Source organism: Hylemonella sp. W303a, from assembly GCF_046452315.1.
Classification (GTDB): domain Bacteria; phylum Pseudomonadota; class Gammaproteobacteria; order Burkholderiales; family Burkholderiaceae_C; genus Hylemonella.
Window position 1 is genome coordinate 198319 of the sequence record NZ_JBKFDG010000005.1, and the last position, 16874, is coordinate 215192.

The 16874-nt window shown below is 63.8% G+C and carries 18 protein-coding genes and 1 tRNA gene; 10 read left to right on the forward strand and 9 right to left on the reverse strand.

What is annotated here, in order from left to right:
- Positions 1–150 precede the first annotated feature (150 nt).
- On the reverse strand, positions 151–891 hold the full coding sequence (gpmA, locus tag ACLBKS_RS11435) for a 2,3-diphosphoglycerate-dependent phosphoglycerate mutase (protein ID WP_410192928.1): 741 nt from the start codon (positions 889–891) through the stop codon (positions 151–153).
- 93 nt (positions 892–984) lie between these two features.
- Between gpmA and ACLBKS_RS11440 the strand changes: the two genes are divergently transcribed.
- The 8 genes from ACLBKS_RS11440 (at position 985) to ACLBKS_RS11475 (ending at position 6250) form a co-directional block, all read left to right on the forward strand.
- Positions 985–1419, forward strand: a complete 435-nt coding sequence (locus tag ACLBKS_RS11440; protein ID WP_410192929.1) for a rhodanese-like domain-containing protein — start codon at positions 985–987, stop codon at positions 1417–1419.
- Between the two features lie 3 nt (positions 1420–1422).
- Positions 1423–1689 (forward strand): glutaredoxin 3, encoded by a 267-nt coding sequence (grxC, locus tag ACLBKS_RS11445; RefSeq protein WP_410192930.1) that lies wholly within the window; start codon positions 1423–1425, stop codon positions 1687–1689.
- A gap of 98 nt (positions 1690–1787) precedes the next feature.
- A complete protein-coding gene (gene secB / locus ACLBKS_RS11450) occupies positions 1788–2252 on the forward strand; it encodes a protein-export chaperone SecB (RefSeq protein WP_410192931.1) in 465 nt (154 codons plus the stop codon).
- A 21-nt stretch (positions 2253–2273) separates the two neighbouring features.
- Positions 2274–3308, forward strand: a complete 1035-nt coding sequence (locus tag ACLBKS_RS11455) for an NAD(P)H-dependent glycerol-3-phosphate dehydrogenase (protein ID WP_410192932.1) — start codon at positions 2274–2276, stop codon at positions 3306–3308.
- 10 nt (positions 3309–3318) lie between these two features.
- Complete coding sequence (gene nadC, locus ACLBKS_RS11460; protein ID WP_410192933.1) at positions 3319–4224, forward strand: carboxylating nicotinate-nucleotide diphosphorylase; 906 nt, start codon at positions 3319–3321, stop codon at positions 4222–4224.
- Between the two features lie 26 nt (positions 4225–4250).
- Entirely contained in the window at positions 4251–5372 is a 1122-nt protein-coding gene (nadA, locus tag ACLBKS_RS11465; RefSeq protein ID WP_410192934.1) for a quinolinate synthase NadA, read from the forward strand.
- A 105-nt stretch (positions 5373–5477) separates the two neighbouring features.
- On the forward strand, positions 5478–5978 hold the full coding sequence (gene coaD / locus ACLBKS_RS11470) for a pantetheine-phosphate adenylyltransferase (RefSeq protein WP_410192935.1): 501 nt from the start codon (positions 5478–5480) through the stop codon (positions 5976–5978).
- A gap of 5 nt (positions 5979–5983) precedes the next feature.
- The gene (locus ACLBKS_RS11475; protein ID WP_410192936.1) at positions 5984–6250 is read left to right on the forward strand and encodes a YfhL family 4Fe-4S dicluster ferredoxin; all 267 of its coding nucleotides are present in this window, start codon (positions 5984–5986) and stop codon (positions 6248–6250) included.
- A gap of 3 nt (positions 6251–6253) precedes the next feature.
- On the opposite strand, the gene pth is transcribed toward ACLBKS_RS11475, so the two are convergent.
- The 6 genes from pth to ACLBKS_RS11505 form a co-directional block, all read right to left on the reverse strand.
- On the reverse strand, positions 6254–6937 hold the full coding sequence (gene pth / locus ACLBKS_RS11480) for an aminoacyl-tRNA hydrolase (protein WP_410192937.1): 684 nt from the start codon (positions 6935–6937) through the stop codon (positions 6254–6256).
- A gap of 133 nt (positions 6938–7070) precedes the next feature.
- Positions 7071–7727: a 50S ribosomal protein L25/general stress protein Ctc gene (locus ACLBKS_RS11485; RefSeq protein ID WP_410192938.1), complete on the reverse strand. Its 657-nt coding sequence runs from the start codon at positions 7725–7727 to the stop codon at positions 7071–7073.
- 135 nt (positions 7728–7862) lie between these two features.
- Positions 7863–8840 carry a ribose-phosphate pyrophosphokinase gene (locus ACLBKS_RS11490; protein ID WP_039852037.1) on the reverse strand — a complete coding sequence of 326 codons (978 nt, stop codon included), beginning with the start codon at positions 8838–8840 and terminating at the stop codon, positions 7863–7865.
- A gap of 92 nt (positions 8841–8932) precedes the next feature.
- Positions 8933–9009: transfer RNA gene (locus ACLBKS_RS11495), tRNA-Gln, on the reverse strand.
- Between the two features lie 103 nt (positions 9010–9112).
- Positions 9113–10108 (reverse strand): 4-(cytidine 5'-diphospho)-2-C-methyl-D-erythritol kinase, encoded by a 996-nt coding sequence (gene ispE, locus ACLBKS_RS11500; protein ID WP_410192939.1) that lies wholly within the window; start codon positions 10106–10108, stop codon positions 9113–9115.
- A 107-nt stretch (positions 10109–10215) separates the two neighbouring features.
- Complete coding sequence (locus ACLBKS_RS11505; RefSeq protein WP_410192940.1) at positions 10216–12159, reverse strand: tetratricopeptide repeat protein; 1944 nt, start codon at positions 12157–12159, stop codon at positions 10216–10218.
- Positions 12160–12257: 98 nt separating this feature from the next.
- Here ACLBKS_RS11505 and mutM point away from each other — a divergent pair, with 98 nt between their 5' ends.
- Positions 12258–13085, forward strand: a complete 828-nt coding sequence (mutM, locus tag ACLBKS_RS11510) for a bifunctional DNA-formamidopyrimidine glycosylase/DNA-(apurinic or apyrimidinic site) lyase (protein WP_410192941.1) — start codon at positions 12258–12260, stop codon at positions 13083–13085.
- Between the two features lie 30 nt (positions 13086–13115).
- Positions 13116–14207 (forward strand): A/G-specific adenine glycosylase, encoded by a 1092-nt coding sequence (mutY, locus tag ACLBKS_RS11515; RefSeq protein ID WP_410192942.1) that lies wholly within the window; start codon positions 13116–13118, stop codon positions 14205–14207.
- Here mutY and rapZ read toward each other — a convergent pair.
- Together rapZ and recN are read right to left on the reverse strand one after the other, a co-directional pair.
- A complete protein-coding gene (gene rapZ, locus ACLBKS_RS11520) occupies positions 14204–15145 on the reverse strand; it encodes an RNase adapter RapZ (protein WP_410192943.1) in 942 nt (313 codons plus the stop codon). The genes mutY and rapZ overlap by 4 nt on opposite strands.
- A 34-nt stretch (positions 15146–15179) precedes the next feature.
- A complete protein-coding gene (gene recN / locus ACLBKS_RS11525; RefSeq protein ID WP_410192944.1) occupies positions 15180–16868 on the reverse strand; it encodes a DNA repair protein RecN in 1689 nt (562 codons plus the stop codon).
- Between the last annotated feature and the right edge of the window lie 6 nt (positions 16869–16874).

Genomic DNA, 16874 nt, shown 5'->3' on the forward strand with positions numbered 1-16874 from the left:
GCTCGAATGAGGAGGCCTAAGTGTTGTTTTTGCCGCCCGCGCGAGGCGGGCGGAATCTGTAGCCAATATACACGCTTGCGGCTTTCGTGGGGCCAGCCAAGGGCATGGGCGCGGCGATTTGCTGCGCTGCGAAAGGGATACGAGCGTGGCTCAGGCTCCCTGTCGTGCCACGGCGGCGGCGGCCTTGGCGGCAGCCTCAGCGTCTCCCAGGTAGTAGTGGCGGATAGGCCGGAGGTTGGCATCCAGTTCGTAGACCAGTGGGATGCCGTTGGGGATATTCAGGCCCACGATATCGGTGTCTGAAATCCCGTCCAGATGCTTGAGCAAGGCTCGGATGGAATTGCCATGTGCCGCCACGACCAGGCGCTTGCCCGCCTTGATGGCCGGGGCCATGCTGTCGTTCCAGAACGGTATCACCCGCGCCACCGTGTCCTTGAGGCATTCGGTGAGCGGAACGTCGGCCGGGGGCAGTTGGGCGTAGCGGCGATCTCCGCGCTCGCTGCGCGGGTCGGTGGCGTCCAGCGCTGGCGGCGGCGTGTCGTAGCTGCGACGCCAAACCAGGACCTGGGCTTCGCCGTACTGACGGGTCATGTCGGCCTTGTTCAGCCCTTGGAGCGCCCCGTAATGGCGCTCATTCAGACGCCAGTGTTTCACCACGGGCAGCCAGGCACGGTCCATGCCGTCCAGCACGTGCCAGAGGGTGTGAATGGCACGCTTGAGCACACTGGTGTAAGCAACGTCGAAGTCATAGCCTTCGGCTTTCAGCAGCTGGCCGGCGGCCATGGCCTGGGCCACGCCGGTGGGGGTGAGATCCACATCCGTCCAGCCGGTGAAGCGGTTTTCCAGGTTCCAGGTCGATTCACCGTGGCGGATGAGCACAAGTTTGTACATGGGGCTTGAATATGGGTAAGAAGGGAGTTTTGCGCGGGGGAAAGCCCGCCATTTTAAAATCCCATTCTTTCTAGAACCGCTGCAAGGATTTCCGTGGATTTCATTCTTCATAACTGGGCCCTGATTCTGGTGGTCCTCGTTTCCGGCTTGCTGCTCTTGCGTCCCGCCCTGAGCGGTGCAGGTGCACTGGCGCCCGCCGCGGCCGTGCAACTCATCAATCGCGAAAAAGCGGTGTTGGTCGACGTCAGCTCGGAGGACGAGTACGCCCTTGCGCACGCCAATGGCGCGAAAAGCGTGCCCCTTGCGCAACTGAAGGAGCAACTGCCTCAGGCCGTAAAGAACAAGGCCGTGCCCGTGATCTTCATGTGCGCCAGCGGTTCGCGCGCTGCCACCGCGGCGCGCATGGCCAAGGGTCTGGGGTACAACCGCGCCCTGGCCTTGGCGGGCGGATTGAAGGGCTGGCGTGCCGCCAACCTGCCTGTGGCCTCGTCGAGCAAGTCCCAGGACAGCAAATCCGCGAAGGCTTGAGCCATGCAGCCCGTCAAGATGTACACCACGGCGGTCTGCCCCTATTGCATCCGCGCCAAGCAATTGCTCAAGGCCCGTGGCGTCGATCAGATCGAAGAAATTCGCATCGATGCCGATCCGGCCCAGCGTGAGCAGATGATGGCGATCACCGGTCGCCGCACGGTGCCGCAGATTTTCATTGGTGAGACCCACGTCGGTGGCTGCGATGATCTGATGGCCTTGGATGCCCAAGGCGGTTTGCTGCCCTTGCTCGGTCATACTCCGGCCTGACGCATCCGCAGCATCTTGCGCGATGCGTTCATGCCCCCGGCGAATGACGTTGGGCGGCCCGAGCCTCCATTCCAACTCCAGACAACAGAGACCCCACCATGGCCGAACCACAGCCCGTCTTCCAGATTCAGCGCGTCTACCTCAAGGAAGCGTCGTTGGAACAACCCAATTCCCCGGCCATCTTTCTGCAGAATGAACAGCCCTCGGTGGACATCCAACTCAACGTCGCGGGCGAGCCCGTGGCCGACGGCGTGTTTGAAGTCAGCGTGACGGCCACCGTGACCACCAAGATCGCGGACAAGACCGTGTTTCTGGTGGAGGCCAAGCAGGCTGGCATCTTTGAGATCCGCAACGTTCCCGCGACCCAAATGGGCCCCGTCTTGGGCGTCGTTTGCCCGCAAATCGTCTTTCCTTACCTGCGTGGCAACGTCGCGGATTTGGTGCAGCGCGCGGGCTTTCCGCCAGTGCACTTGCAAGAGATCAATTTCCAGGCTCTGTATGAACAGCAGCAGGCGTCTGCCAGCGGCGCTCCGAACGGCGCTGCGGGGCAGCAAATCCAGTAAGGCTGGCTGGAGCCTTTTGGCATGAACATCTTGGTCCTGGGAGCGGGGGCGTGGGGCACGGCACTGGCGGTCAGCGCCAGCGCGAACTCGCGTCAGGCGCACCAGGTCACCCTGTGGGCGCGCGACGCAGCGCAGGCACGCGCCATGCGCGCCGACCACGTCAACGCGCGTTATCTGCCGGGCCTGCGGTTGCCGAAGGATTTGCGCGTCGTGGACGGCGTGGATGTCGCCAGCTTTTGCGCGGGTCAGGACTTGGTCATCCTGGGCGCCCCGATGGCCGGCCTGCGGGGATTGCTGCAAGAGCTGGGCGATTGCCGCGTGCCGGTGGCCTGGATCTGCAAGGGGTTGGAGCGCAGCCGGATCGATGCAGGTGAGACAGAGTCAGCGCAGTCCGTGGGATTGATGGCGCATGAGGTCCAGGCTGAGGTGGCTCCTCAGTTGCAGTCCGGTGTCCTGAGTGGCCCGAGCTTCGCGCAAGAGGTTGCCCTGGGCCAACCCACCGCCCTGGTCGCGGCCAGCGCCCACGCCTTGGTGCGTGAACGCCTGGTGCAGGCCTTCCATAGTCCCCGCCTGCGCGTCTACGAGAACGACGATCTGGTCGGCGTGGAGGTGGGCGGGGCTGTCAAGAACATCTTGGCCATCGCCACGGGTCTGTGTGACGGCCTCAACCTGGGCTTGAATGCCCGCGCCGCGCTCATCACTCGCGGTCTCGCCGAGATGATGCGTTTTGGCCTTGCTTTGGGGGCGCGCGCGGAAACCTTCATGGGCCTGTCCGGTCTGGGAGACCTGGTGCTGACCGCCACCGGCGATCTCAGCCGCAACCGCAAGGTGGGGCTGTTGCTGGCCCAAGGCAAAACCTTGGACGAGGCCGTGACTTCACTCGGCCATGTGGCCGAAGGCGTCTACTGTGCTCGCACGGTTGCGCAACGAGCACGCCATTTGGGCGTGGACATGCCCATCACGGAAGCCGTCGTGGCCCTGCTGGATGGCGAGATGCAGCCGCAGCAGGCCGTGCAGGCCCTGATGGAGCGCGAGCCCAGTTCTGAAATTCGTTGATGGGGATGCCATGTCCGTGACGACCTCTCCCGTGCTCGAATACACCACCGACATGCTTCGGAACTTGGCACAGGCCGACGTGGCACGCGCGCTGGCGGAAGATGTGGGCACCGGTGACCTGACTGCGGCCTTGGTACCGGCGAGCAAGATTGCACGTGCCCGCATCCTGGCGCGCGAAGCTGCAATCATTTGCGGTGGCCCTTGGGCCGAGGCCGCATTGCGGCAGGCAGCACCGAGTGCGCAATGGAACTGGCGCGTGGCCGAGGGCCAGCGTTGCCAGCCCGACCAGACGGTGCTGGAACTGACAGGGCCGGCGCGTGGCCTGCTCACGGCGGAGCGCACCGTGCTCAATTTCTTGCAGTTGCTCAGTGCCGTCGCCACCCGGACCGCAGACTATGTTGCCGCGATCTCCGAAGCGTCTGGCTCCCATGCCAACGTGCGTGGCCGCATCGTCGACACCCGCAAGACCCTGCCCGGTCTGCGCTTGGCGCAGAAATACGCGGTGCACTGCGGCGGGGGCTGGAACCACCGCATCGGCCTGTACGACGCCGTGCTCATCAAAGAAAACCACATTGCCGCGGCGGGTGGCGTGACCGAGGTCCTGGCCCAGGTGCGGGCCACCCCATCCATTGCTGGCGTGGCCCAATTCGTCGAGATTGAGGTCGAGACACTGGCGCAGCTTGAAGAGGCCCTACAGGCCGGCGCGACCATGGTGCTGCTGGACAATATGGACTTGCCGACGCTGCGTGAGGCCGTGCGCCTCAACGCGGGTCGGGCGATCCTCGAGGTCTCCGGTGGCGTGAACATGGGGACGGTGCGCGAGATCGCGGCCACGGGCGTGGACCGCATCTCGATCGGCGCCTTGACGAAAGACGTGAAGGCCATCGACTTTTCGATGCGCTTCATGGACCTTTGACAGTCGATTGGAGTGTTGGAGCAATCATGGGCAGCGCAGTCATCGATGTCGAATACGAGCAACCCGAAAGCCTGAGCGCGGGCGCGGCCTGTTCCACGCACCACGCTTGGGCCCGGGTGCCGGCCGAACCCGCGCCCACCGAGCGCGCCGCGCTCAAGGACAAGATTCGCCGCCTGCTCAAGGAGAAAAACGCGGTCATGGTGTCGCACTACTACGTGCACCCGGACCTGCAGGACCTGGCGGAGGAGACTGGCGGCATCGTCAGCGACTCGCTGGAAATGGCCCGCTTCGGGCGCGACCACAAGGCGCAAACCTTGGTGGTGTCCGGCGTGCGTTTCATGGGCGAGACAGCCAAGATTCTCAGCCCCGAGAAGACCATCCTGATGCCCGACCTGGACGCGACCTGCTCGCTGGACCTGGGCTGCCCCGTGGACGAATTCAGCGCTTTCTGTGATTCGCACCCCGACCGCACCGTGGTGGTCTACGCCAATACCAGCGCGGCCGTGAAAGCGCGGGCGGACTGGCTGGTCACCTCCAGTTGCGCGCTGGACATCGTGCGTGCCCTGAAGGACCAGGGGCACAAGATCCTCTGGGCGCCCGACCGTCATCTGGGCGCCTACATAGAGCGCGAAACCGGCGCCGACATGCTGATGTGGAACGGTGCCTGCATCGTGCACGACGAATTCAAGGCCTTCGAGCTGGAGGAGCTTAAGAAAGAACACCCGAAGGCCAAGGTGCTCGTCCACCCCGAATCCCCGCGTGGCGTGGTGGCGCTGGCGGACGCCGTGGGCTCGACCTCGGGCATCCTGAAGGCCGCGAAGGAGCTTGATGCACACGAGTTCATCGTCGCCACCGACAAGGGCATGATGCACAAGCTGCGCACGCTCAACCCCGGAAAGACCTTCATCGAAGCGCCGACATCGGGCAACAGCGCCACCTGCAAAAGCTGCGCGCATTGCCCCTGGATGGCCATGAACGGCTTGGCGGGCGTCGCCCATGTGCTCGAAACCGGCCTGAACCAGGTCCACGTCGACCCCGCGTTGATTCCCCGTGCGCGCTTGCCGATTGACCGCATGTTGGCTTTCACGGCCGCGCAGAAGGCGGGCCAGCCGCTCGCAGGCCTGGTGCCCCACCTCGGCGCGGCCTGAGCGTGTGGAGGGCTGGGTTACGGGGTGTTTCGCGCAATCACTTCATAATTGCCGTCCGCCCATCTGGGACGCATCTGAGCCTCTGAGTCTGGAGACGTTGCCGCCATGTCCCGCCCCGTGATTGCCATCTACCCCGGCACCTTCGACCCACTGACCCTGGGCCACAGCGACGTGGTGCGCCGTGCTGCGCAGCTGTTCGACCAGGTGATCGTCGGCGTGGCGGCCGCTCACCACAAGAAAACCTTGTTCACGCTGGACGAGCGCATGGACCTGGTGCGTGAGGTGTTGCACGACCAGTCCAACGTGTCGGTCGAGAGCTTCACGGGCCTATTGCGTGATTTCGTCGTCGAGCGCGGTGGCAAAGTGGTGATTCGCGGCTTGCGCGCCGTGACCGATTTTGACTACGAGTTCCAACTGGCTGGCATGAATCGCACGTTGATGCCCGAGGTCGAAACCGTGTTCCTGACACCCGGCCTGAATTACCAGTTCATCTCTAGCACCCTGGTGCGCGAGATCGCGGCCCTGGGAGGGGAGGCGGAGAAGTTCGTCGATCCTGCCGTTGCGCGGCGCTTGGCGGACAAGGTTCGTCGGTCGATGGGAGGGTAGGCGCCATGGCCTTGATGATCACCGACGAGTGCATCAATTGCGATGTCTGCGAGCCGGAGTGTCCCAACAACGCGATCTACCTGGGGCCACAGATCTACGAGATCGACCCCGCGCGTTGCACCGAATGCGTAGGACACCATGAGCAGCCCCAGTGCGTGCAGCTCTGCCCTGTGGCTTGCATCCCGGTCAATCCGCAGCACGTGGAGAGCCGGGAGACCTTGATGCAGAAGTACCTGCGACTTCAGGCGGAAAAACCGGCCTCGGCCGCCTGAGGATCACGCGGCGGGTTTGCGGTCCGCCATCCCAACGCGGTGGTCCACCGTCGTCGGGCCTGCTTGCGCGGGCTGGACCTCGGGCCGGGGCTGCTTGGGTGGTTTGGGTCGTGGTGGCTTGCTGGTGTGGATGTGCATCGTGGCTTTGTCCATGGCCCCACTCAATAGATCCGGCAGGGCCTGAAGGGTGCGGATCATCGCGTCCTCGATCGCGGCGCGGTGGTCGGGTGACGGTTTCTTGAGCACCCAGCTGACCACCTCGGACTTCACGCCGGGATGGCCCACGCCGATGCGCAGCCGCCAGTAGTCGTCGCTGCCCAGCTGGGCGTGCAGGCTGCGAAGCCCGTTGTGTCCGGCATGACCACCGCCACGCTTGAGCTTGACTTCACCGGGCACGATGTCCATCTCGTCATGGGCGACCAGGATTTCCTCGGGCTGGATCTTGAAGAAGCGCGCCAGCGCGGCGACGGACCTGCCAGATTCGTTCATGAACGTCATGGGCTCCAGCAGCCAGAGCGTTTGCCCTTTGTAGGTGGTGCGCGCCATCAGGCCGTTGTAGCTTTTTTCCAGGCTCAGACTGGTCTTGAGTTCCCGGGCCACGGCATCAATCCACCAGAAACCGGCGTTGTGCCGCGTGGCTTCGTATTCAGGGCCGGGGTTGCCCAGGCCGACGAGTAGTTTGAGCATGCCGGGATTATCGATGGCCGCCCGTTCAAGCCGGGGCCAACCAGAAAGGAAAACGGCCCGCCGAGGCGGGCCGTTGGGCCGAGACCAGGTCTTCCGGGCCGTCGCACCCGGTGCCTGGCAACGCAAGATGCGCTTACTTCTTGGCGGGAGCCTTGGCCGGAGCCGCTTTGGCCGGGGCGGCCTTGGCATCGGCGGCGGGTGCAGCTTCGGCGGCGGGGGCTGCCTCTTCTTCGCCAGCGGGAGCCACCGCGGCCACCAGCACCGGGTTGGTCTTGCCGTGGGTCACGGCCGTCACGCCCTTGGGCAGGGTGATGTCCTTGAGGTGCAACGAAGCGCCCTTGGTCAGCTTGCTCAGATCCACGGCGATGAACTCAGGCAGATCCTTGGGCAGGCAGGAGATTTCCAGCTCGGTGACGATGTGGTTCACCAGGGCCTTGTCCTTGATGGCAGGCGAATTTTCTTCGCCGCTGTAATGCAGCGGCACCTTCATGTGCAGCTTGGTGTTGGCGTCGACACGCTGGAAGTCAATGTGCAGCACCAGGGGCTTGTAGGGGTGCATCTGCACGTCGCGCAGCAACACTTGGCTGCTCTTGCCGTTCAGTTCCATGTCCAGGATGGACGAGTGGAAGGCTTCCTTCTTCAGGGCATGCCACAGGGCGTTGTGGTCCAGCTCGATCAGCGAGGGCTCGACAGTGCCACCGTAGACGATACCGGGCGTGCGGCCCGTGTGACGCAGGCGGCGGCTCGCACCCGTACCTTGCTTGGCGCGCTCAAAAGCGACGAATTTCATGGTTCACTCCTTGTGGAAGATTGACTGAGCAACGCTTCCGTCGGAACCCACCGCGACCAGTGTGGTTCCGGTTTCAACAATGCCCGCATCTTCCGACGCGGGCGGCTTTTGGTCTCGCAGCAAGGCAGCGGCTGCTCACAGCAGCGGCGCGTCCTGCTCCGAGAACAAACTCAGGACCGACTCGCCCCGGGCGATGCGGTGGATGGTCTCCGCGAACAGCGGGGCCACGGACAATTGGCGGATCTTGTCGCACGCGCGGGCCAACTCGGCCAGCGGGATGGTGTTGGTCACCACCACTTCGTCAAGCGCGGTGCTCTTGGAAATGCGCTCGATGGCGGGGCCGGACAGAATGGGGTGCGTGCAATAGGCGTAGACGCTTTTCGCGCCGCGTTCCTTGAGCACCTCGGCGGCTTTCACCAACGTGCCGGCGGTGTCAATCATGTCGTCCATGATCACGCAGTTGCGGCCTTCGATGTCGCCGATCACGTTCATCACTTCGCTGACGTTGGCCTTGGGACGGCGCTTGTCGATGATGGCCAGATCGCAGTTGAGCTGCTTGGCCAGCGCGCGGGCGCGCACCACGCCGCCCACGTCCGGGCTGACGACGATCAGGTCTTCGTAATTTTGCTGACGCAGGTCGCCGAGCAGGACTGGCGAGGCGTAGATATTGTCCACCGGGATGTTGAAGAACCCCTGGATCTGATCGGCGTGCAGGTCCATGGTCAACACGCTGGAAACCCCCACGGTCTGCAGCAGGTTGGCGACGACTTTGGCCGAGATGGGCACACGGCTGGAGCGTGGGCGACGATCCTGGCGGGCGTAACCGAAATAGGGAATGACGGCACTGATGCGTTCAGCCGACGCGCGCTTGAGGGCGTCGACCATGATCAGCAGCTCCATGAGCGAGTCATTGGTCGGCGCGCAGGTGGACTGGACCACGAACACGTCGCGGGCACGCACGTTTTGGTTGATCTCAACCGTGACTTCGCCATCGGAGAAACGGCCGACGGTTGCCGCGCCAAGACTGATGCCCAGATGTTTGGCAATGTCCGCCGCCAGAGTGGGGTTGGCATTGCCCGTGAAGAGCATGAAATCCGGGGAAGAGGCTGCGATCTGCATGGAAGAGCCCAGCGTGGAGACGTCGGAGGTGGAAGGTGGCAACGCGCTTGTTTGAAGCGTGGGTGACTGGTACGAATGCAGGAATTTGGCAGGGGAGGAAGGACTCGAACCCTCGCATGCCGGAATCAAAATCCGGTGCCTTAACCAACTTGGCGACTCCCCTACACAGGTCGACGGTCAGTCACCACAACCGCCCACCTCAAAACTCGTTCACTTCGGACTGAGTCCGAACTCCCTGACGTTTTCTTACGCTGGCCGTCCTTCAGCTAAGCCCAATGGGCGAGCGGATGGACATCCAGACTGCGACACCAGCGGCTTTGCATCTGGTCAGGCACGGCGATCGCCGCGCTAGAAAACCTGGCACGCACATGCATGTCAGGTGGAACCCATGCAAAAACCGCGCTGCCCGAGCCCGTCATCCGCCCCGATAAGCCCAAGGAACTTAACCATTCCAGGGCTCGCGTGACACCAGGGCAAAGCCGCTGGGCGACGGGCTGCAAGTCGTTGCGTGAATCCTCAAGCAGGAATTTCCTGAAATTCCGTCTTTGCGCGCTCTCTTGGCGTTCAAGACGATCCGGATTTTCCAAGCTCGCTGAGTCCACGCTGGGGTCAGCAGCAAAGCCTGTGATTGTAGCAGCAAAACTGTCCCGTTTCAAAGCTGGGTCACGGAAAATCGCGGCGGTTTCCAGGCCTGCTTCAGGCTTGACGACCAGCAGGGCATGGCCGGGCAGCAACTGAGTCGGTTCCAAATCTGCTGGCAAAGGAATGAAGTGTTCACCAACGCCTTCTACCCAGGCCGTCGCTTGCTTGGCATGCGCGGCGTGCAAGAAATACGGCACGTCCGCGCCGAGCGTAAGACCGATTGTGGCCAGCTGCTCCAGGCTGAGCTTGAGCTTCCACAGCCGATTGAGCGCCAGCAGGGTGGATGCAGCGTCGGAGGAGCCTCCGCCGAGTCCTGCTTGGGCCGGGATGTGTTTGGCGATCGCGATATGAGCGCCCCCTGCATGGCCGGTAGCGGTCTGCAAGGCACGAGCGGCCCGCAAGACCAGATCGTCCGCGGGCAAGGGCGTCGTCAAATCCTCGCGGCTCAGCCCCCCGTCGTGCTGCCGATGCGCACGCGTTTCGAAATGCAGGGTGTCAACCCAATCGATCAGGGTGAAAACCGACTGCAGCAGGTGGTACCCGTCAGCGCGCCGACCCGTGACATGCAGAAAGAGATTCAGCTTCGCTGGCGCGGAGACATCATGCAGTGAGTGCGGCATGGCGCGCGAGTGTAGCGTTCTTCAGCGCTATCCCGCAGCGCTCCTGTATTCGCCATCCGCGTCATCACGACCCGTGGCCGGCGCATGCTGCGTGGACATGGACGCGGTCAGGGCTTTTTAACGCCCAGACGCTGCAGCGTTTCCAGCAGCGTTTCATTGCTGGCATTCAGTTCCAGCCCTTCGCGCCAGATCTTGCGGGCCTCGTCGCGCTGACCGAGGCTCCAGAGTACCTCGCCCAGATGGGCGGCGATCTCGGCGTCTGGGCGGTCGGTGTAGGCCTGCGTCAAGAGGCGTAGCGCTTCCTCCTTGTTGCCTTCTCGGAAGGTCACCCAAGCCAAGCTGTCGGTGATAAATGGGTCCCCAGGCGCTGCGTCCAGGGCTTTCTGAATGAGTGCCCGGGCCTCGGCCAAACGCATGTTGCGGTCAGCGAAGAAGTACCCCAGTGCGTTGTAGGCGTGGTGATAGTCAGGCTTTTCCGCCATGATCCGGCGCAGTAGACGCTCCATCTCTTCCGCGCGGCCCAGCTTTTCGGCCATCATGGACTGCTCATACAGCAGGTCATAGTCCTGCGGATTGTTTCGCGTCGCACCCTCCAGCAGCGCATAGGCTTGGGCGTAGCGCTTGTTGTCTCGCAGCAACTGCAACTCGGCGTAGAACTTGTCGCGCGCGCCTTCGGGCGTGTTGTCAGGCAGGCCGCGAATCAGGGCGAGTGCGTCGTCCATGCGGTTTTGCCGGGCCAACAAGCTCGCGCGTTGCTTCTGCACACGCAGTTGCTCGGCCGCGTTGCCACCGGTGTTGATGCGCGCAAGCCAGGCTTCCGCTGCCTTGTAGTCCTTGCGCTGCTCGGCGATTTGAGCGAGCCCAAGGTAGGCTTGTGTCATTGCGCGCTGGATGGCCTGCTGACCGTCCTGGCGCCGGATGACTGGGCTGCCGTCCTGGGCATCGTCGGCCTCGTCGTCGTCATCCTCTTCTGTGCCCGTCGAGGCGATGGCTTGTTTGCGTTGTGCTTCGATCAGTTCAATGAAGCGCTTCAGTGATTTTTCCGCGTTCGACAGACGCTTGTCTTGCAGTTCCAGCATGCCTTGCAGCAGCCATGCGTCCGTGAGATCGGGCTGGGCCTGGAGAATGGTCTTCAGTTGAGCTTGAGCTTCGGCATAACGCTGAATATCGACCAAAGCACGCGCGTAATACAAGCGCAAATTCGGCGTCGCCGAGGAGGTCGAGGCGAAATGGCGCGCCAGAAGTTCTTGCGCCTCCTCGCGTTGCGGCGCATAACGCGCGGGCAACTGAGGCGACAACAGCGCCATGGCCAGCAGCAGGGGCTCCGGTGCGCGCGGGTCAAGCGCCACGCCGCGCCGCGCGGCCTCCAGAACGCCCGCAGGGTTGTCTGCTGCAAGACGCATGCGACCTACCGCGCTCCATGCGGCGGCGCTTGTTGTCTTGTCGATGGGTGTCGCTTGGGCGGTGAGCTGCGCGGGATCCAGCAACTGAGATTGCAAGGCCTGTTCCAGCACGGACGCCGCCAACGCCTTGTCGCTGCTGCGGGAGAAGTAGAGGGGCAATGTGGCGATCAGCAGAGGGCGTTCCGCAGGCGCCGACAGCGCGAGGGCGCGCTGTAGTGGCCCCACGGTGTCGTCCAACCGGTTCAGACCGAGCAGGATCTGCAGCACATAGCGATTGGCCTCGGCGGATTCGGGCTGCGCCTTGGTCCAGTCCCGCGCGGCCAGCAGGGCGGATTCGCCGGCCCGCGCACGCAAGGCGATGTCGATGGCACGCTGGTAGAGCCGTCCATCGTTCGTCTTGCGCGCGGCGTTCAGCAGCAAGGAATAAGCGGCCCCTGTTTCGCCCTGTTGCACGCTCAATTCACCCAGCAGCAATTGGTAGAAGAGCTCACCATTCAGCATGGAGTTCTCAACGGGCGTGGGTGCTTCCAAGTCAGCGACTGCGGTCGGTCCCTTGGACGGCGTTGCCGGCGCGGCCTGCGTGGTAGGAAGAAGCGCCAGCAGGGCAGGCAAGATCAGGGCGGGCAGGCGCGGGCGTAGAGCTGACATAGGCGATCCGAATCGGGGCGGGCCATGATAAGCCAAGGCGTACTCGCCTCAATTTCCTCTCCATAATGTCCGTTTTTGCAGCGACTTTTCACTGTTTCATGCCTGAGTTGCCCGAAGTCGAAGCCACCCGCCTGAGCTTCGCGGACCGCATCACCGAAGCGCGCATCGTGTCTGTTTGGCAAGGGTTGCCCTTGCGCTGGCCTTTGGGTATCGCCCCCGCGCAACTTGTCGGGCGGCAGGTGCGAGGTGTGCGGCGTCGCGGTAAGTACCTCTTACTAGATTTGGATGAAGGCCTGCTGCTGTTGCACTTGGGCATGTCCGGCAGCCTCAGCTTCACCGATGTCGCAGCCCAAGGCCCACGACCACGGGACAAGCATGACCATTTCGACCTGCAGACCGACCGGGGCCTGCTGCGCCTGAATGACCCCCGCCGTTTCGGTGCTGTGGTCTGGGCTGCAAGCGCGCACGCGCCCATCGCGCGCAAGCTGCTGGATGGCCTGGGTGTGGAGCCGTTGGATGCCGGTTTTGTGGCAGACAACTTCCACGCCGCGCTGAGAAAACGCAGAAGCGCCATCAAGCAGGTGTTGCTTGCCGGCGATGTGGTGGTGGGCGTGGGCAATATCTATGCGTCCGAGGCGCTGTTCATCGCCGGCATCCGGCCCACGCTGTCGGCAGCGCGCATCAGCAAACCACGCGCTGCGAGGCTCCACGCCGCAATACGTGACGTGCTGGGGCGGGCTCTGGCCGCGGGTGGCACCACGCTGCGCAACTACAGCAACGCGGTGGGCGAACGCGGCAACTTCCAGTTCGAGGCCAAGGTCTATGGCCGCGACGGCTTGCCATGCACGGTGTGTGGTCACCCTATCAAGTTGATGCGGCAAGGCCAACGGGCGACTTATTACTGCGCCGATTGCCAGAAAGCGTGAGCAGGCGTGAAAGAGCGTGACCCGAAGACCATGGCGTCTGCCAAATCGTCGCAGGCCGTGGAGGTGGCGCAATGGTCAGATCGGTTGCTGCGCTGGCAGCTTGTGCATGGCCGCCATGACCTGCCGTGGCAGAACACCCGCGATCCCTACAGGGTTTGGCTCTCGGAGATCATGTTGCAGCAGACCCAGGTCACGACGGTGCGTGAGTATTACGCCCGGTTCCTGCAGCGCTTTCCCGATGTAGCGACCTTGGCGGCGGCGCCGCTGGACGACGTGCTCGCCCTCTGGAGCGGCCTGGGTTACTACAGCCGGGCACGCAATCTGCACGCCTGCGCGCAAAAGGTGATGGTGCTGCACGGCGGCGCTTTTCCGCGTGACGCCGCGACCCTGCAGGAATTGCCGGGCATTGGCCGCTCGACGGCAGCCGCCATTGCCTCCATCTGCTTTGGCGAACGCGTGGCCATCCTGGATGGCAACGTCAAGCGGGTGTTGACGCGTGCGCTGGGCTTTGACGGTGATTTGGCCCAGGTGGCCCAGGAAAGGGCTTTGTGGAAGTTGGCGCAGGAACTCTTACCTCGCGACGATTTGAACCAGAACATGCCGCGTTACACCCAGGCGGTGATGGACATGGGGGCCACCGTCTGCCTGCCTCGCAAGCCAAGCTGCCTAATGTGTCCGGTGGCTGACCTCTGCGTGGCGTGCGGCGAAGGCCGGCCCGAGGCTTATCCCGTCAAGACCCGCAAGCTCAAGCGCACGGCGCAATCCCTGTGGCTCTTGTGGGCGCAGACGCGAGACGGCGCGGTCTGGTTGCGCCAGCGACCCGCGTCAGGCGGTGCTGACGATGCCTTGAAAAGCGTCTGGGCGGGTTTGCATTGCCTGGAACTGTTCGACAGTTTCGAGTCGGTGCAGGCGGCCGTTCCAGCCAGGTGGCATGAAGGTTTGCAAGAACTGCCGGTTTTCAAGCATGTGTTGACGCACAAGGATCTGCATCTGCATCCCGTCCATGTGGCATTGCCTGCTTCCCTGAAGCTTTCCGAGCAAGGCCATTGGCATGCGGCAGACGCTTGGCCCGCTTTGGGCCTGCCCGCGCCGATCAGAAAACTGCTGGAACAGCAGGTCTAGCCGATTTCACGGTGCCGCTTGAGTGTGGCCCATCGCGTCGCGAAGCGCTGGGTCAGCTCCTCGACCAGGTACACCGAGCGATGCTGCCCGCCCGTGCAGCCGATGGCGACCGTGACATAACTGCGATGGTTGTGCAGTAGCGCGGCGAGCCATTGGTTCAGGAAGCGCTCGATGTGCTGGCGCATCAGGTCGACTTCCGGCTGGGCGCGGAGGTAGTCGATCACGGGTTGGTCGCGCCCGGTGAGGTCCTTCAAGGCCGGTTCGTAATGCGGGTTGGGCAGCATCCGCACGTCGAACACGTAGTCCGCGTCCACGGGAATGCCCCGCTTGAAAGCGAAGGACTCGAACACCAGGGTGAGCGAGTTGCCGGGCAGGCGAATGGCCTCCTTGATGTAGCTTTGAAGCTGCGCCGCACGCAGCACGCTGGTGTCGATGACCTGAGCTTGGTCGCGCAGGTCGGCCAACAGCTCGCGTTCCAGTTCGATGGCCTCGATCAGGGCGCGGTTGGGATCCGTGGCTTCTCCCGCATGGCCATCCTTGTCAGCCTGAGGCGCATTTTTTTTGTCCGCTGCCCCCGAGATGGGGTTGCCCGTGAGCGAGATGCCCGCAGGCGTGCTGGAGAGCGGATGCTTGCGCCGTGTCTCGGAGTACCTGCGCACCAAGGTGTCGGTCGAGGCGTCCAAGAAGAGGGACTTGATCGCGTGGCCTTGCTCCCGCAGCGTGTTCAGCAGGGCAGGTAGTTGAGGCAAGGAGGTAGCGCTGCGCACATCCACGGCAATCGCGACGTGCCGTGCGCGCTGCTTTTGCTCCAGCGCGACAAAAGGCTCCAGCAGCTCGGGCGGCAGGTTGTCCACGCAGTAATAGCCCGCGTCTTCGAGCGCATGCAGCGCGACTGACTTGCCTGAGCCGGACATGCCGGTGATGAGGATGATTTCCATGGCTGGAATTCTGCGTGACCGGAGCTGCTTCGGCTCAGATCAGGCCGGGTTGCCCCTGATCTTGCAGCATTTCCTTGGCATGAGCCAGGGTCGCCCCGGTCAGACGTTCCCCGCCCAGCATGCGCGCGATCTCCTGCACCCTTGCCTCGCCCTGCACGCGCGCGACATTGCTCAGCGTGGCGCTGCCTTCGCGCTGCTTGGAGACTTGCAGGTGGTTGTCCGCGCAGGACGCGACCTGCGGCAGGTGCGTGACAGCCAGCACTTGGCGGTCGTGGCCCAGGCGTTGCATCAGCCGTCCCACAGTCTCGGCCACCGCGCCGCCCACGCCCGAATCCACTTCGTCAAAGATCAGCGTTTGCGCCGCGCCCAGTTGGCTGGTAGTGACGGCGATGGCCAACGCGATGCGCGACAGCTCGCCGCCCGATGCCACCTTGCCGATGGGCCTCGGCGTGCTGCCCGCATGCCCAGCCACGAGGAACTGCACCTCTTCCAATCCGTGAGCCTGCGGCTGATCCATCACCTGCAGCGCGACATCGAAGCGGCCACCCTCCATGCCCAATCCCTGCATGGCTTGGGTGATGGCCTGGGCCAGCCGCGGCGCGGCGGCAGCGCGGCATCGCGAAACAGCCTGCGCTGCCTGCATGTAGTGGGTGCGTGCGTCCTGCTCTGCTTTTTGTAGCATCTCCAGATCGGCTGCGGCGTCCAAGCGCGCCAGCTCTTCACGCCAGCTCACCAGCGCCAAGGCCAGCTCCTCCGGCGCGCGCTTGTAGCGGCGTGCCAGGGTCATCCATTGCGTCAGCCGCGCATCGAGTTCAGCCAAGCGTTCTGGGTCCAGGTCGGTGCGACGAAGGTACGAGCGCAGGCTGTGCGCGCTGTCTTCCACCTGGGCCAGGCTGGAAGCCAGAATCTCGGCCAGGGATTTGAACTCGGGCTCCAGATGCTCCTGATTTTGTAGCGACAGGCGTGCGGTGCCCAGGGCATGTCGGGCGCTGCCGTCGGCGCCTTCGTCCCCGCCATCGAGGGCGTTCAGCGCAATTTGGGCGGCGTCCAGCAGCGCTTGGGCGTGGGCCAGTCGGCTGTGGTCGGTGTTGAGCGTTTCCCACTCACCAAGCTGGGGATTGAGTTTCTCCACTTCGCCAATCTGCCAGCTCAGGCGCTCGCGCTCGCTTTGCAGTTTGTCTTGCGCTGAGCGGGCTTCTTCCAAGGTCCTGACGGTTTGCCGCCAATGCGTCCAGGCACCGGTCAGCGCCTCGGTGTCAATGCGGCCGTAGGCGTCGAGCAGACCGCGCACGGCCTCGGTGCGGGTCAGGCTTTGCCAAGCGTGCTGGCCGTGAATGTCGAAAAGCTGCTCACCCAACTCGCGCAACTGCGTCGCGGTGGCAGGGCTCCCGTTGATCCATGCGCGGCTCTTGCCTTGGGTGTCCACGGTGCGGCGCAGCAGCAGCGTCGCGCCGGGGTCGAAACCGGTGTCGAAGCCGGCGGCCTCCAGCCAGCCGTTGTAGAGCTGGCACTGATCGAATTCGACGCTCACGTCGGTGCGCGACGCACCCTCGCGGATCAGGCCTGTGTCGGCCCGCGCGCCGGTGACGAGCTGCAAAGCGTCAATCAGGATGGACTTGCCGGCGCCGGTTTCGCCGGTCAACACGGTGAAGCCGGGAGCGAATTCGAGGTCGAGCTCGCTGATGATGACGAAGTCCCGCAGGACGATGCGTTTCAGAGCCATGGCGTC

Excerpts from the sequence above, each read along its gene's own strand:
- gpmA (WP_410192928.1), bottom strand. The coding sequence starts at position 891 with ATGTACAAACTTGTGCTCATCCGCCACGGTGAATCGACCTGGAACCTG.
- grxC (WP_410192930.1), top strand. The coding sequence starts at position 1,423 with ATGCAGCCCGTCAAGATGTACACCACGGCGGTCTGCCCCTATTGCATC.
- secB (WP_410192931.1), top strand. The coding sequence starts at position 1,788 with ATGGCCGAACCACAGCCCGTCTTCCAGATTCAGCGCGTCTACCTCAAG.
- ACLBKS_RS11455 (WP_410192932.1), top strand. The coding sequence starts at position 2,274 with ATGAACATCTTGGTCCTGGGAGCGGGGGCGTGGGGCACGGCACTGGCG.
- nadC (WP_410192933.1), top strand. The coding sequence starts at position 3,319 with ATGTCCGTGACGACCTCTCCCGTGCTCGAATACACCACCGACATGCTT.
- nadA (WP_410192934.1), top strand. The coding sequence starts at position 4,251 with ATGGGCAGCGCAGTCATCGATGTCGAATACGAGCAACCCGAAAGCCTG.
- coaD (WP_410192935.1), top strand. The coding sequence starts at position 5,478 with ATGTCCCGCCCCGTGATTGCCATCTACCCCGGCACCTTCGACCCACTG.
- ACLBKS_RS11475 (WP_410192936.1), top strand. The coding sequence starts at position 5,984 with ATGGCCTTGATGATCACCGACGAGTGCATCAATTGCGATGTCTGCGAG.
- pth (WP_410192937.1), bottom strand. The coding sequence starts at position 6,937 with ATGCTCAAACTACTCGTCGGCCTGGGCAACCCCGGCCCTGAATACGAA.
- ACLBKS_RS11485 (WP_410192938.1), bottom strand. The coding sequence starts at position 7,727 with ATGAAATTCGTCGCTTTTGAGCGCGCCAAGCAAGGTACGGGTGCGAGC.
- ispE (WP_410192939.1), bottom strand. The coding sequence starts at position 10,108 with ATGCCGCACTCACTGCATGATGTCTCCGCGCCAGCGAAGCTGAATCTC.
- ACLBKS_RS11505 (WP_410192940.1), bottom strand. The coding sequence starts at position 12,159 with ATGTCAGCTCTACGCCCGCGCCTGCCCGCCCTGATCTTGCCTGCCCTG.
- mutM (WP_410192941.1), top strand. The coding sequence starts at position 12,258 with ATGCCTGAGTTGCCCGAAGTCGAAGCCACCCGCCTGAGCTTCGCGGAC.
- mutY (WP_410192942.1), top strand. The coding sequence starts at position 13,116 with ATGGCGTCTGCCAAATCGTCGCAGGCCGTGGAGGTGGCGCAATGGTCA.
- rapZ (WP_410192943.1), bottom strand. The coding sequence starts at position 15,145 with ATGGAAATCATCCTCATCACCGGCATGTCCGGCTCAGGCAAGTCAGTC.
- recN (WP_410192944.1), bottom strand. The coding sequence starts at position 16,868 with ATGGCTCTGAAACGCATCGTCCTGCGGGACTTCGTCATCATCAGCGAG.